This window comes from Limosilactobacillus fastidiosus, assembly GCF_014145505.1.
Lineage (GTDB): Bacteria > Bacillota > Bacilli > Lactobacillales > Lactobacillaceae > Limosilactobacillus > Limosilactobacillus fastidiosus.
Genome location: NZ_JACIUZ010000026.1, coordinates 17,270 through 31,522 on the forward strand (window position 1 = coordinate 17,270; position 14,253 = coordinate 31,522).

General features: G+C 39.2%; 15 protein-coding genes. All 15 read left to right on the top strand.

Annotation, left to right across the window (positions count from 1 at the left end; translation table 11 throughout):
- Positions 1-25: 25 nt before the first annotated feature.
- The 15 genes from rpsK to ligA all read left to right on the top strand — a co-directional run bounded on the left by rpsK (position 26) and on the right by ligA (position 14,250).
- Positions 26-415, top strand: coding sequence for a 30S ribosomal protein S11 (rpsK, locus tag H5R64_RS03315; protein ID WP_003716676.1), 390 nt, complete (start codon positions 26-28; stop codon positions 413-415).
- An 82-nt stretch (positions 416-497) separates the two neighbouring features.
- Positions 498-1,442, top strand: coding sequence for a DNA-directed RNA polymerase subunit alpha (locus H5R64_RS03320; RefSeq protein ID WP_182580895.1), 945 nt, complete (start codon positions 498-500; stop codon positions 1,440-1,442).
- A 34-nt stretch (positions 1,443-1,476) separates the two neighbouring features.
- Entirely contained in the window at positions 1,477-1,860 is a 384-nt protein-coding gene (gene rplQ / locus H5R64_RS03325; protein WP_003716678.1) for a 50S ribosomal protein L17, read from the top strand.
- 201 nt (positions 1,861-2,061) lie between these two features.
- Positions 2,062-2,889 carry an energy-coupling factor transporter ATPase gene (locus H5R64_RS03330; protein ID WP_182582805.1) on the top strand — a complete coding sequence of 276 codons (828 nt, stop codon included), beginning with the start codon at positions 2,062-2,064 and terminating at the stop codon, positions 2,887-2,889.
- On the top strand, positions 2,865-3,728 hold the full coding sequence (locus H5R64_RS03335; protein WP_182582807.1) for an ATP-binding cassette domain-containing protein: 864 nt from the start codon (positions 2,865-2,867) through the stop codon (positions 3,726-3,728). The genes H5R64_RS03330 and H5R64_RS03335 overlap by 25 nt, the downstream gene beginning before the upstream one ends.
- Positions 3,721-4,521, top strand: coding sequence for an energy-coupling factor transporter transmembrane component T family protein (locus H5R64_RS03340; RefSeq protein WP_182582809.1), 801 nt, complete (start codon positions 3,721-3,723; stop codon positions 4,519-4,521). Before H5R64_RS03335 ends, H5R64_RS03340 begins: the two co-directional genes overlap by 8 nt.
- Positions 4,522-4,539: 18 nt before the next feature.
- Positions 4,540-5,310 carry a tRNA pseudouridine(38-40) synthase TruA gene (gene truA, locus H5R64_RS03345; RefSeq protein WP_182582812.1) on the top strand — a complete coding sequence of 257 codons (771 nt, stop codon included), beginning with the start codon at positions 4,540-4,542 and terminating at the stop codon, positions 5,308-5,310.
- Positions 5,311-5,415: 105 nt separating this feature from the next.
- Positions 5,416-5,859 (top strand): 50S ribosomal protein L13, encoded by a 444-nt coding sequence (gene rplM, locus H5R64_RS03350; protein ID WP_182580901.1) that lies wholly within the window; start codon positions 5,416-5,418, stop codon positions 5,857-5,859.
- 7 nt (positions 5,860-5,866) lie between these two features.
- Positions 5,867-6,268 (top strand): 30S ribosomal protein S9, encoded by a 402-nt coding sequence (rpsI, locus tag H5R64_RS03355; RefSeq protein ID WP_056974559.1) that lies wholly within the window; start codon positions 5,867-5,869, stop codon positions 6,266-6,268.
- A 150-nt stretch (positions 6,269-6,418) separates the two neighbouring features.
- Positions 6,419-7,192 (top strand): (S)-acetoin forming diacetyl reductase, encoded by a 774-nt coding sequence (locus H5R64_RS03360; protein ID WP_182580902.1) that lies wholly within the window; start codon positions 6,419-6,421, stop codon positions 7,190-7,192.
- A 135-nt stretch (positions 7,193-7,327) separates the two neighbouring features.
- Positions 7,328-7,963, top strand: coding sequence for a glycoside hydrolase family 73 protein (locus H5R64_RS03365; protein ID WP_445666908.1), 636 nt, complete (start codon positions 7,328-7,330; stop codon positions 7,961-7,963).
- Positions 7,964-7,979: 16 nt separating this feature from the next.
- Positions 7,980-8,555 (top strand): xanthine phosphoribosyltransferase, encoded by a 576-nt coding sequence (locus H5R64_RS03370; protein WP_182582814.1) that lies wholly within the window; start codon positions 7,980-7,982, stop codon positions 8,553-8,555.
- A gap of 24 nt (positions 8,556-8,579) precedes the next feature.
- Positions 8,580-9,767 (top strand): ATP-grasp domain-containing protein, encoded by a 1,188-nt coding sequence (locus tag H5R64_RS03375; RefSeq protein ID WP_182582816.1) that lies wholly within the window; start codon positions 8,580-8,582, stop codon positions 9,765-9,767.
- Positions 9,768-9,902: 135 nt separating this feature from the next.
- A complete protein-coding gene (gene pcrA / locus H5R64_RS03380) occupies positions 9,903-12,188 on the top strand; it encodes a DNA helicase PcrA (protein ID WP_182582818.1) in 2,286 nt (761 codons plus the stop codon).
- 19 nt (positions 12,189-12,207) lie between these two features.
- Entirely contained in the window at positions 12,208-14,250 is a 2,043-nt protein-coding gene (gene ligA / locus H5R64_RS03385) for an NAD-dependent DNA ligase LigA (RefSeq protein WP_182582820.1), read from the top strand.
- The last annotated feature ends 3 nt before the right edge of the window (positions 14,251-14,253 follow it).

Below are 14,253 nucleotides of genomic sequence, written 5' to 3' on the forward strand. Positions count from 1 at the left end.
AATATAAAGGAGGTTAGTACTTAATATGGCAACCAAAAAAGGTACGCGTAAGCGTCGTGCAAAAAAGAATGTTGAAACTGGTGTTGCTCACATTCACTCAACATTTAATAACACTTTGATCATGATTACCGATGTTCAAGGTAACGCTGTTGCTTGGTCATCAGCTGGTGTATTAGGCTTTAAGGGTTCACGGAAGTCAACTCCTTTTGCTGCCCAAATGGCTTCTGAAGCTGCCGCAAAGCAAGCTATGGAACACGGTATGAAGACTGTCGAAGTTGAAGTTAAGGGTCCAGGTTCTGGTCGTGAATCAGCTATCCGTGCTCTTCAAGCCACTGGTTTGGAAGTTACTGCTATTCGTGATGTAACTCCAGTTCCTCATAATGGTTCTCGTCCTCCAAAGCGTCGTCGTGTTTAATTGACATTGCTGGAGTTACGAATCCACCAATGGACTTTTAGTCTAAAATACGAACTGCGTTTGAAAGGGGTACAGAGATAGAATGATCGAATTTGAAAAGCCAAACATTCACAAGGTTGAAGAAACTGATAGCTACGGTAAGTTCGTTGTTGAACCACTCGAACGTGGTTATGGAACTACGCTTGGTAATTCCTTAAGAAGAGTTTTACTAGCATCCTTACCTGGTGCTGCTATCACTAGTATTCAAATTGATGGGGTTTTACATGAATTCAGTACTGTTGAAGGTGTTACTGAAGATGTAACTCAAATCATTTTGAACTTGAAGAAGGTTTCCCTGAAACTTGATTCAGAAGAACAAAAGGATCTTGAAATTGATGTTAAGGGTCCTGCTGAGGTTACCGCCGGTGATATTCAAGGCGATAGTGACGTTAAGGTTCTTAATCCTGACTTGTATATTGCTACCGTTGCAGATGGTGCCGAATTACACATCAAGATGACCGCCGATAAGGGGCGTGGATATCTTTCTGCAAATGATAACAAAGCTCGAATGGATGATCTTGCAATTGGTGTATTGCCGATCGACTCCATTTATACCCCGATTGAACGTGTTAACTACACAGTTGAAAACGCTCGGGTTGGCCAACGTAATGATTACGATAAACTAACCTTAGATGTATGGACTGATGGTTCATTAACACCGACTGAAGCTGTTAGCTTAGGTGCAAAAATTTTAACTGAACACTTGGCAATGTTTGTTAACCTTACTGAAGAAGCTCAGAATGCTCAAGTAATGGTTGAAAAGGAAGAAACCCATAAAGAAAAGATGCTTGAAATGACGATTGAAGAATTAGATCTTTCTGTTCGTTCTTACAATTGTCTTAAGCGTGCGGGTATTAACACTGTTAAGGAATTATCCGATCGGACTGAAGCTGACATGATGAAAGTTCGGAACTTAGGCCAAAAGTCACTTGAAGAAATTAAGTTAAAATTAAACGATCTCGGCGTTTCATTCCGTCAAGATGATTAATTAATCAAACCAATGGAAAAGGAGGGACAACTTCATGAGTTACCGTAAATTAGGACGTACAAGTTCACAACGTAAGGCTTTATTACGTGATTTAACTACTGATTTAATTGTTAATGGTCGTATTACTACTACTGAGGCTCGTGCTAAGGAAGTTCGTAAGACTGCTGACCAAATGATTACCCTTGCAAAGCGTGGCGATTTAGCTTCACGTCGTAAGGCAGCTGCTTTTGTTCGGAACGTTGTTGCTGATGTTAAGGAAGATGGCGACAATATTCGGATCCAATCTGCTCTTCAAAACTTATTTGAAGAATTGGCACCTAAGTATGCTGAACGTAATGGTGGTTACACACGGATTTTGAAGACTATGCCTCGTCGTGGTGACGGTGCTAAGATGGTTATTTTGGAATTCGTTGACTAACATTTTCGTTAATCAAGGTTTATTAATACGTAATAAAGAATCACTATCACTGAAGTATAGAGCGTTACGATGGTGGGATTATTATCCCTAGTCTAGCTTGAATGCGGGAAACCGTGCACTTCTTTGGTAAGTGATTTTTTATTTTAAATTATTTTAATTTCTCTGTTAAAATAGTAAATATTAATGTAAAGGATAAAAAAGATGCGAGAAATTAATTTTAACCATGTTACATTTAAATATCCGAATTCTAGAACATTAATGATAGATGATCAATCCTTTAATTTACCTACTAATAAATGGATTGGTATTATTGGTCATAATGGAAGTGGCAAAAGTACTATTATGCAGCTTCTTGATGGACTTCTTCTGCCTAATAAGGGGCAAATTACAATTGGTAATTTAGCAGTAAATGAACAAAATTTAGAAGAAGTTCATAAGCTTGTTGGAATGGTATTTCAGAATCCAGAAAATCAATTTGTTGGTTCGACGGTTGCCGAGGATGTTGCTTTTGGTTTGGAAAATTATAATATTGCACCTGAACGAATGCCAATGAAAATTAAACATGCTTTAGCAACAGTTGGAATGACAAAGTATGAAAACAGTTTAATTTCCGATCTTTCTGGTGGTCAAAAGCAGCGGATTGCAATTGCTGGTGTTTTAGCGGTTAGAACCCCAATAATTGTTTTAGATGAGGCTACGAGTATGCTTGATCCAATGGGGAGAGAATCAATCATGAAGCTATTAAGAAAGCTTCACGATGATGGTCATTATACGATTATTATGATCACTCATGATTTAAATGAGGCCGAGTTAGCCGATCACATTTTAGTTCTTGATCAAGGTAAGGTATTGGCAAATGATGTTACTGAGAGAGTTTTATCAAACCGTAAATTATTAAAAGAACTTCAACTAACTCCGGCAGCTGGTGAACAAATAAGAGAAAAATTAATTGGTGCAGGAATTAGGGTGCCTGATAAATATTTAAGAACGGAGGAAATGGTTAGATGGCTAAAACAAAAATTGAATTAAAAAATGTTAGTTTTACCTATCAACCGGCAACTCCCATGGAATATCAGGCCTTGAGCAATATTAATTTAAAAATTGCCGATGGTTCATTTACCGTCTTAGTAGGGCAGACAGGTAGTGGCAAATCTACTTTAGTAAATTTAATTGATGCTTTAATACGCCCTACATCAGGTCAAATTATTGTTAATAATCGTTTTCTTAATAGTCAAACTTCTAAAAAAGAGCAGGAAAATTTTCGACAAAATATTGGCTTTGTTTTTCAGTTTCCAGAGCGTCAATTATTTGCTCAAACTGTTCGTGAGGATTTAGAATTTGGCCCTCGTAATCTTGGATGGAATCAATCTAAAATTGATGAGGCGGTTATAATGGCTTTAGAAACGGTTCAATTGGATCCTAGTGTACTTAATGTTTCGCCTTTTTCTTTGTCTGGTGGTCAAAAGCGACGCACAGCAATTGCTGGAGTGTTGGCGATGAATCCGGAAGTGCTAATTTTGGATGAGCCTGCTGTAGGATTAGATTCATTATCGATTAAACAGCTTCTAAATATCCTTACAAAGTTAAATCAACGTGGCGTCACTATTATTATGATTACACATTATTTAGAAATGATTACTTCTCTGGTAACACAAATCGTAGCTCTTCATAATGGGAAAATCACATTTGATGGTAGCCCACAGGACTTTTTTAAGAGTAAAAGCTTGTTAAAAAAGAGTAAATTATTGGCGCCTAAAAGCATTCAGATTTCCCAAGAAATAGGATTAAATGGTTTGCCATTGTCAATTGATGAATTATCAATTGAGCTTATTAAGCAGTTAAAAAATGGAGGTAGTGCTAATGAGTAACATGGTTGTTTTTGGAAGCTATGTTCCACTTAGTTCGCCCATTCATCGTTTAGATGCAAGAACCAAGCTGATTCTTTGCTTTTGGTATGTAATTAGTGTTTTTTTTGCTAACCACTTATTGCCCGCTATCTGGGTTTCGTTAGTTTTATTAGCAGTACTAGTTGTGAGTCGTGTACCTCTAAGGATGTACTGGAAAGGATTGAAGCCATTTTTAATTGTTATTTTAATTACGGTTTGTCTCCAGGTCTTGTTTAGTAGTGGTGGACAGGTGTACTGGGACTTTGGTTGGATGTCAGTTACCAGTGATGGAATTAAAAATGCTTTTTTGATTTTTTATCGATTCACTGTAATTATTACTGCGTCTACTGTCTTAACTGCTACTACACCGACGCTTCAGTTGGCAAGTGCATTTTCATGGTTAATTTATCCTCTTAAATGGTTGAAAATTCCAGTAGACAAAACTTCACTGATGTTATCAATTGCATTAAGGTTTGTACCCACGATTATGGCTGATATTAAAGTAATTATGGATGCACAACGTTCACGAGGAATGGATTTTCACCAGGGCAATTTAATAACAAGGTTAAAACATCTGTTGACGGTCGTGATTCCATTATTTGTAAATTCACTCCAACATTCTGAAGACCTTGCAATTGCAATGGAAGCTCGTGGTTATTCGCTTGATCGTCAGCGTACTCAATATCAACAATTACGGTGGCACAAGGGGGATAACTTTGCATTACTCTTAATGGTAGTGGTTGATGTTGGAATTGGTATATTAAACTTAATTTAGTGAGGAAGGTTTTTGATTGTGTATCGCTACAAAATAACGTTTGCATATGATGGGGCAAATTTCTCTGGTTTTCAGATTCAGCCTCATAAACGAACAGTTGAACAGGTGTTGAAAAATGCGGTTAATAAAATTGCTAAGCATCCTACTCCTGCAATTCCTGTAATTGGTTCTGGAAGAACGGATGCGGGGGTTCATGCTTTAAACCAAGTAGCTCATTTTGATATTCCGTATCATTTAAGTAATGAATCAATGCGAAAGGCATTAAATAGTATTTTGCCACTCGATATTTTAATAAAAAAGGCAGAGTTAGTGGATAGTAACTTTCATGCCCGTTATAGTGCTCACGATAAAACCTATCGCTATCGGGTAGATCAGGGGGAATTTGTTAATCCGTTTAAGAGAAATTACACAGCCCATTTTAAATATCCATTGGACCTAAATTTAATGCGAAAAGCTTCCAACGACTTTATCGGTGAACATGATTTTACCAGTTTCGTAGCGTCAGGAAGTCAGGCTAAAAGTAACGTAAGGACAATTTATGCGATTAATGTTAGGCGTGATGAATTAAGAAATGAAGTTGTTTTTGATTTTACAGGGAATGGTTTTTTGTATAATCAGATTCGGATCATGGTTGCATTTCTTTTAGAGATTGGAAGTAAACAGCGACCAGTTGATGATGTTAAACGGGTTTTAGCAGCTAAGGATCGAACAGAGGCCCGAATGACGGCACCTGCAAGTGGTCTTTATTTAGTTTCTGTAGATTACGGGAATGCTCAGGAAAGTATTTGACGAAGTGCTAGTAACAAGGTATACTAGCACTTGGTATTTCTTTTCCATCTAATAACTCGGTACACTATTATATGTAAAAGAAAAACAAAATTGGAGGACTTAATCGTGAGAACGACATACATCGCAAAACCTGGTGAAGTTGATCGCAAGTGGTACGTTGTCGATGCTAAGGATGTCCCAATGGGTCGTCTTTCATCTGCTGTAGCATCCATTTTGCGTGGTAAGAACAAGCCAACATACACTCCACACGTTGATACTGGTGATTACGTTATCGTTATCAATGCTGCGCAAGTTAAGTTAACTGGTAAGAAGGCATCTCAAAAGATGTACTACCGTCACTCAGACTACCCTGGTGGTTTGAAGCAACGGACTGCCGGTGACTTTCGTGCTAAGGAACCAGAAAAGTTATTGGAACACTCTATTAAGGGTATGCTTCCACACAACTCTCTTGGTCACAAGATGGGCTTGAAGCTTCATGTCTACGCTGGTGAAGATCACAGTCATGCAGCACAAAAGCCTGAAGCACTTGATATTACTAACTTAATTTAAGGAGGGAATGGAATTGGCTCAACAAGTTCAATACAGTGGTACTGGTCGGCGTAAAGACGCTACTGCGCGTGTTCGCTTAGTACCAGGTTCTGGTAAGATTACAATGAACGGCAAGGCAATTGAAGACTACATTCCATTTGCCAACTTACGTGCTATCGTTAATCAACCATTTAACGTAACCAAGACTGATGGTCAATACGATGTTTTAGCTAACGTTAATGGTGGAGGTTTCTCTGGTCAAGCAGGTGCAGTACGTCACGGTATCGCCCGTGCATTGCTTGCTGTTGACCCTGACTTCCGTGACGCATTAAAGAAGGCTGGTCTATTGACTCGTGACCCTCGTATGAAGGAACGTCGTAAGCCAGGTCTTAAGAAGGCTCGTAAGGCTGCTCAATTTAGTAAGCGTTAATATTTCGATTTATCGCTTCCAAAAGAGAAGTTGGATTTCATCCAGCTTCTTTTTTTATACAATTAAGTATGCAAATTTCTTTTTTCTTTCGATTAAAAGACGTATAATAAAATTGTTATAAACAATTGCAAATTGTAGGAGGCATGAATTATGGCAAAAAGAGTTGCTTTAGTTACCGGTGGTAGTCAAGGAATCGGCAAGGCAATTGTAGAACGCTTAGTTAACGATGGTTTTGCTGTTGCCCTAGTTGCTTTGGAAGAAGATAAGTTACAGCAAACAGCTAAGGAACTTGAAGAAAAGGGTGGCGAAGTATTACCACTTGTTGCGGATGTTTCGGACCGTGACGCCGTATTTGCAGCAGTTGAAAAGACTGTTGATCATTTTGGCGACTTAAATGTTATTGTCAATAATGCTGGTCTTGGCCCAACTACACCAATTGATACCATTACTCCAGAACAATTTGAAAAGGTTTATGGTGTAAATGTGGGTGGTGTTCTTTGGGGAATTCAAGCTGCTCATAAGGCATTTAAGAAGTTAGGTCATGGTGGAAAGATTATCAATGCTACCTCACAAGCTGGGGTTGTTGGTAATCCAAACCTTGCCCTTTATTCTGGTACTAAGTTTGCTATTCGTGGGATTACTCAAGTTGCAGCTCGTGACTTAGCTGACGAAGGAATCACTGTTAATGCTTATGCTCCTGGCATTGTTAAGACACCAATGATGTTTGATATTGCTCACCAAGTAGGAAAAAATGCTGGTAAGAGCGATGAATGGGGAATGCAAACATTTGCTAAGGACATTGCGTTGAAGCGTCTCTCTGAACCAGAAGATGTTGCTAATGTGGTTGGTTTCTTAGCTGGACCTGATTCAAACTACATTACTGGTCAAACAATCATTGTTGATGGTGGGATGCAGTTCCATTAGAATATTTGAATAAAATTTATTAAGGGGGTTGGAGTATTCCAATTCCTTTTGTATTTTAAATTTAAAATGATAAAATATTCTCCCAAACAAAACTTATTTTGCTACAATCAATAGTTAGTAGGAAATAAGGGAGGCATGATTTTGGCAAAACGGCGCCGGAAAAAAATGAGAAAGAAAAGAGCACAGGGGAATATTTTCGTTTGGTTATTAGTCATTGTTATTATATTCTTAGGTGTTTACGTTGGTCACCATTTTTACCGAATTTGGAATCAACAACGGATTGAACAGGCTGCCTTGAAACGTGATCGTGAAGCAAAAGAGTTGTTTATTAAACAAGTTGCTCCGGAGGCTCAAGCAATGCAGAATACGTATCATGTGTATGCATCTATTACAATTGCCCAAGCAATCCTGGAATCCAATTGGGGAACAAGTAAATTGTCTACCGAGTACCATAATCTTTTTGGGATTAAAGGAACCGGTGCTAATTCGAAAGTCATGACGACTAAAGAATATGTTGGCGGTAAATGGATTGTTATTAAGGATCGGTTCCGCGTTTATAATAGTTGGAATGATTCAATTAAGGATCATACCCGGTTAATGCTTCAAGGGACGGATATGAACCGTCAAAATTATGATCGGGTTGTTAAAGCTGATAATTATGAAGAAGCTGCAAAAGGATTACAACAATCTGGTTATGCAACTGATCCAAATTACGCACGAAAACTTATTTCAGTCATTCAAACATATAAGTTATATAATTATGATAAATAATCAAGAGGGGTACATTATGAAAGAATTGCAAGAAAAAATTAAGCAATACGGAACGATTCTTCCTGGTAATGTGTTAAAGGTTGATGCTTTTCTTAATCATCAAGTTGATCCAGAATTGATGTTTAAGGTGGGTCAAGAATTTGCTCAGTTATTTGCTGATGAAGGCATTACTAAAGTTTGGACAGTTGAGTCCTCTGGCATTGCTCCGGCAGTAATGACTGGGCTTGCCCTTGAGGTTCCGGTAATTTTTGCACGAAAACATAAGAGTTTAACCCTTAATCAGAATATGTATACCGCTGATGTATATTCATACACTAAAAAAACGACCAACAGAATTTCTATTTCTAAAAAGTATGTTGATCCAAACGATAGAATTCTAATGATTGATGATTTCTTGGCTAATGGTCAAGCAGTTGAAGGAATGTTGGAGATCGCCGATCAAGCAGGGGTTGATGTTGCTGGTGCTGGGATTGTGATCGAAAAAAGTTTCCAACCAGGAGCCCAAGAGTTAAAGGCTCGTGGTATTCGCGTTGAATCATTGGCGCGGATTAAATCATTAACGGATGGTAAAGTAACCTTTATGGAAGATTAATTATAATATGGAGAGGGGAACCAAATGAGTAGTACAATTTTTCCTGGCAGTACTTTAGGGATTATTGGTATTAACCGAAACGGGGTAGCAATGATTGCTGCTACTAAAAAAGCTGGCTTTAATGTTGGTGTTTATGTCGATCATTCTCAACCAGATATTACTAAAATGGCTGATTTCACTATTGATGGTGCTTATAATGATAAGCAAAAGTTAACTGAGTTTGGTGAAGCCTGTGATGCAATTATCTATCAAACACCAAATATTGATTCAACTGTAATTCGTTTTCTTGGACAGTATGCTGCGATTCCTCAAGGTATTAACGGCCTAGAGATTGTTCAGGATCGATTAATGGAAAGGGCATTTTTGGATCAAATTAACATTAATATTGCTCCTTACGTTACTGTTGTTGGGTTGGATGATGTTTATCAATCAATTGATTCAATTGGTTATCCTGCTCTTTTGAAGCCAATTCAACGGGGAATTGGTGAACAATCAATGATGATTAAACGATCATCAGATATAACGCGGGCTGCAGACTTTATCGATACGGGAACGTATCTCCTTGAATCATGGATTGATCATACTTCTGAATATACATTGACAGCAGCATGTACGAAAGATGACGTTGAGATCTTTCCGTTAGCTCAGCTAGAGTATACGGAAGATCGGAAACTAATCTCAGTTGCTTCTCCTGCCAAAGTAAACGACGATATGTTAGAGGAAATGCAACGGATCATTAAGAGTGTTGCCGCATCTCTCCAATATACGGGGGTCTTTTCCGTGAACTTTTATGTGACCTCAACTGGAACGCTTTATGTAAAGAATATTGAGCTAGGCTTAACGTCAATCGCAAATGTCTACGATAACACGACTAACGTCGATCAATATGAACAACAATTACGGGCAAGCGTTGGAATGCCCCTCCATGTTATTCGCCAATTACAGACTGCCTTATTGATGATTATTCGTAACTATCAGGCGATTGCAATCAAGCGACAATGGTTATTGAAAAATAACTGGAAGTTTCGTTTCTTTAATAATTCAAATACCGATGATCCGGAAGGGATCCTTGGCTTTGTTTGGGTTACCGGGGATGCTGATCTGGAAGCATTACGGAATCAGGTCGATGATACAGAAGTTTGGAATAAACCATTACCAACTTCTGATACTGAAGAAGCATCTAAGTCAATTGACGAAGAGCAAGAAGAATAATTTGCTAAAACTGAGCTAAGACTGCTCACTGAAAAGTCTTTGGTTCAGTTTTTTTATTTTGCAACATATGTTCGTTAAAGGACCAAAAGACGGTGAAAATTTGGTATAATATGAGCCGATTGAAATTTAGAGAGGATGGAAAAAGGCGTGAATAGTCAAGCACTTTTAGACGGCATGAATGATAAGCAAACCGAAGCAGTCCTAACAACGGAGGGACCACTCTTAGTAATGGCCGGTGCTGGTTCAGGTAAGACGCGAGTGTTAACTCATCGGATTGCGTACCTAATCGAAGAAAAAGGTGTTCTTCCATGGAATATTTTAGCGATCACCTTTACAAATAAGGCCGCACGAGAAATGCAAGAACGTGTTGGAAAACTTCTGGGTGAAAGTGCCCGTGATATTTGGGTTTCTACTTTTCACGCCTTGTGTGTGCGAATTTTACGTCGGGATATTGAAAAATTAGGTTACAACCGTGCCTTCACAATTGCTGATACTAGTGAACAGCGAACATTGATGAAGCGGATTTGTGCGGAATTAAATATTGATACTAAGAAATTCGATCCTCGCAGTATTCTAGGTGCAATCTCCAACGCTAAGAACGCTTTGCAAACACCGGATGATTATTCAAAAGAAGCTAATAGCATGTTTGAAAACATGGTTGCCCGTGCGTACAAACTTTATCAGCGTGAATTAGAGGCTAACCAGTCTCTTGACTTTGATGATCTGATTATGAAGACGATTGAACTCTTTGAAAGGGATCAAGAAACGCTTGAATTTTATCAGGATAATTTCCACTATATCCATGTTGATGAATACCAGGATACTAATGATGCCCAATATAAGTTGGTTAATATGTTAGCTCAGGGTTACAAAAATCTCTGTGTCGTCGGGGATGCTGATCAGAGTATTTATGGCTGGCGTGGTGCCAACATGAATAATATTTTGAATTTTGAACATGATTATCCTCAAGCTCATACAGTAATGTTGGAACAAAACTATCGATCAACTCAAACAATTTTGGACGCTGCTAATGAAGTGATCGACAACAACGTTTACCGGAAGAAGAAGAAGTTATGGACGGAAAATGGTAAAGGAGATCAAATTTCTTACTACCGAGCGCAGAATGAGCATGATGAAGCCCAATTTATCGTTTCAAAGATTAAAGAAGAACGGGAAAAGAAAAATTATAAGTATAATGATTTTGCGATCCTTTACCGGACAAACGCACAGTCACGGATGATCGAAGAAACCTTCCTTAAGAGTAGTGTTCCTTACACCATGGTTGGTGGGCATAAGTTCTATGACCGGAAGGAAATCCGTGACATTCTTGCCTACCTGACATTAATCGTTAATCCTCAGGACTCAATGAGTTTTGAACGGGTTGTCAATACTCCTAAGCGGGGCATTGGGATGACTAGTGTTGAGCATTTACGAGATTTTGCTAATGATAATAACTGGTCACTTCTTGAAGCAGCAGAAAACGTTGATGTGGCAAATAATATCTCAACACGAACGCGAGTGAAGATTGATGAATTTGGTCAATTAATGCGGAATTTGAAAAAGCAGGCTGAATTCTTAAACATAACTGAATTAACTGAGGAGATTTTGGAGAAGAGTGGTTATAATAAAGCTCTTGAACAAGATAAGAGTCTTGAATCCCAAGCACGCCGGGAAAATCTTGATGAATTCAAATCAGTTACTCAGGAGTATGATGAACATCACAAGGATGACGATAGTGATAATATCCAAAAGATTACTAATTTTCTTGCTGATTTAGCCTTAGTTTCTGATCAGGATGATGTTGATGAACAGGCACCAGCCGTAACTTTAATGACACTTCATGCGGCTAAAGGGCTTGAATTCCCAGTTGTTTTTCTAGTGGGGATGGAGGAAGGGATCTTCCCACTTTCTCGAGCAATCATGGAAGACGATGAACTGGAAGAAGAACGACGGCTAGCATATGTTGGGATTACCCGGGCAAAGAGGAAACTGTACTTAACAAATGCTTTCTCTCGGTTACTGTATGGTCGAATTCAACGAAATCAACCATCGCGGTTTGTAGAAGAAATTAATCCTGACTTGCTTGAATTTGAAAACGACCGGACTAGTAACACTCTTAGTGGGCAAAAACTTCCTTTTGGTGGTGAGGCAGCAACTGCGATTACTTATCGTGAACAAAAGCAACGTCGTCAATATCGGAGTGCCGGGAAGCGAGTTAAACCAGTAACTAATACGGGAACAGGTGCTGACCAAGTTTCATGGAAGACTGGTGACAAAGTAACCCATAAGAAGTGGGGAGAAGGAACTGTTGTAAAGGTTAGTGGAACCGGCAATGACAAGGAATTAGATATTGCATTTCCCCAACAAGGTGTCAAGCGTCTTTTAGCTAGTTTTGCGCCAATTAAGAAGGTTACTAACTAATCAAAGTGAGGCCAATAAAATGGATAATCAATTAACCCCAGTGGAGCAATTAACGGTGGAACAAGCAAAAAAAGAAATTGGCCCATTACGTGAGCAACTTACTCAATGGGGAAAGGAATATTACGAACAAGATAATCCAACGGTTGAAGATTACGTTTATGATCGGCAATATCAACGACTTGTGCAGATCGAGCAACGCTTTCCTGAACTTCAAACACCTGATTCGCCAACACAACGGGTCGGTGGTGAAGCAGAAAGTCAATTAACAAAGATTCGGCATGAAATTCCGATGCTATCCATGGGGGATGTCTTCTCCGTTGATGAATTGATGGACTTTAATCAACGACAACAGGAAAACCGTGATGTTGATGTCGAACCAGAATATAACCTGGAACTAAAAATTGATGGTCTTTCATTATCCCTTGTTTATGAGAACGGAAAATTAATTCAGGGTTCCACCCGGGGGAATGGAGATATCGGTGAGGACGTTACCGAGAACGTTAAGACAATTAAGTCTGTTCCTCAAGAATTACCCGAGCCACTTTCCGTTGAATTCCGGGGAGAGTGTTATATGCCTAAACAATCGTTTGCTAAATTAAATGCTCAACGAGAAGCGGATGGACAACCGGTCTTTGCTAATCCCCGGAATGCGGCAGCTGGTAGTTTACGGCAGTTAGACCCAAAGGTAACGGCTAACCGTGATTTAGACACATTTATGTACTATGTTCCGGAATATCAAAAAATTGGTGTTACAACTCAGGCAGAAGCGTTAGATAAAATGCGTGAACTTGGCTTTAAGGTTAATCCAAATAATCGGGTTGTTCATAACCGGCAAGAAATTGAGGATTATATTAAAGAATATACGACTAAGCGCGATCAGCTAGCTTATGGTATTGATGGGATTGTTGAAAAGGTTAACGACCTTGAAACCGAGGAGGCCCTTGGTAACACTGTTAAGGTGCCTCGTTGGGAAATTGCCTATAAGTTTCCACCAGAAGAGCAGGCAACGGTTGTTCGGGATATTGAATGGACAGTTGGCCGGACCGGCAACGTTACGCCAACAGCAGTGATGGATCCAGTTCAACTAGCTGGAACAACAGTGAGTCGGGCTTCCCTTCATAACCCTGATTATTTGAAAGAAAAGGATGTTCGGCTAGGTGATACAGTATACCTTCACAAAGCTGGTGATATCATTCCAGAAATCTCTAAGGTAGACTTGAGTAAACGGCCTGCAGATAGTGAACCGTATCAAATTCCAATAAACTGCCCAGCATGTGATTCAGAGCTTGTTCACCTTGATGATGAGGTAGCACTTCGTTGTATTAACCCAATGTGCCCAGAACAAATTAAAGAAGGATTAGCTCACTTTGCGTCACGAAATGCGATGGATATTGGAGGCTTAGGCCCGAAGATAATCGAACAGTTATGGGATAAGAAGTTAATTCATGATGTTGCTGGACTTTACGCATTAACTGAAGACCAATTATTAACTTTAGATAAATTTGGCGAAAAATCAGCGACAAACCTATTGACTTCGATCAATAATAGTCGTAATAATTCTGTCGAACGCCTTTTGTTTGGCCTTGGTATCCGCCATGTGGGTGCCAAAGCTGCTCGGCTAATTATGGCTCAATTTGGTAATTTGGATCGATTGATGGCTGCAAGTGCAGAGGAAGTTTCCGCTGTTGATGGGATTGGTCCCACAATTGGCGAAAGTGTTGAAACCTATTTTGCTAATGATCAGGTTCGGTCGTTAATCGAAGAACTTCGTCAATCTGGGCTTAACTTTGAATACCTTGGTTCAACTACTTTAGTTGACGAATCAAGCGAATGGAACGGTAAGCGAGTAGTTTTAACCGGAAAACTGGTAGAGATGACTCGTGGTGAAGTTAAGAAATGGCTTGAGGAACACGGAGCTAAGGTAACAGGGAGCGTTTCTAAAAAGACAGATATTGTCATTGCCGGTGAAAAAGCAGGAAGTAAACTTAGCAAGGCTCAAGATTTAGGGGTTGATGTCTGGGATGAACAACGCTTTAGTCAGGCAATGAAGGAGGAACAGTAAACG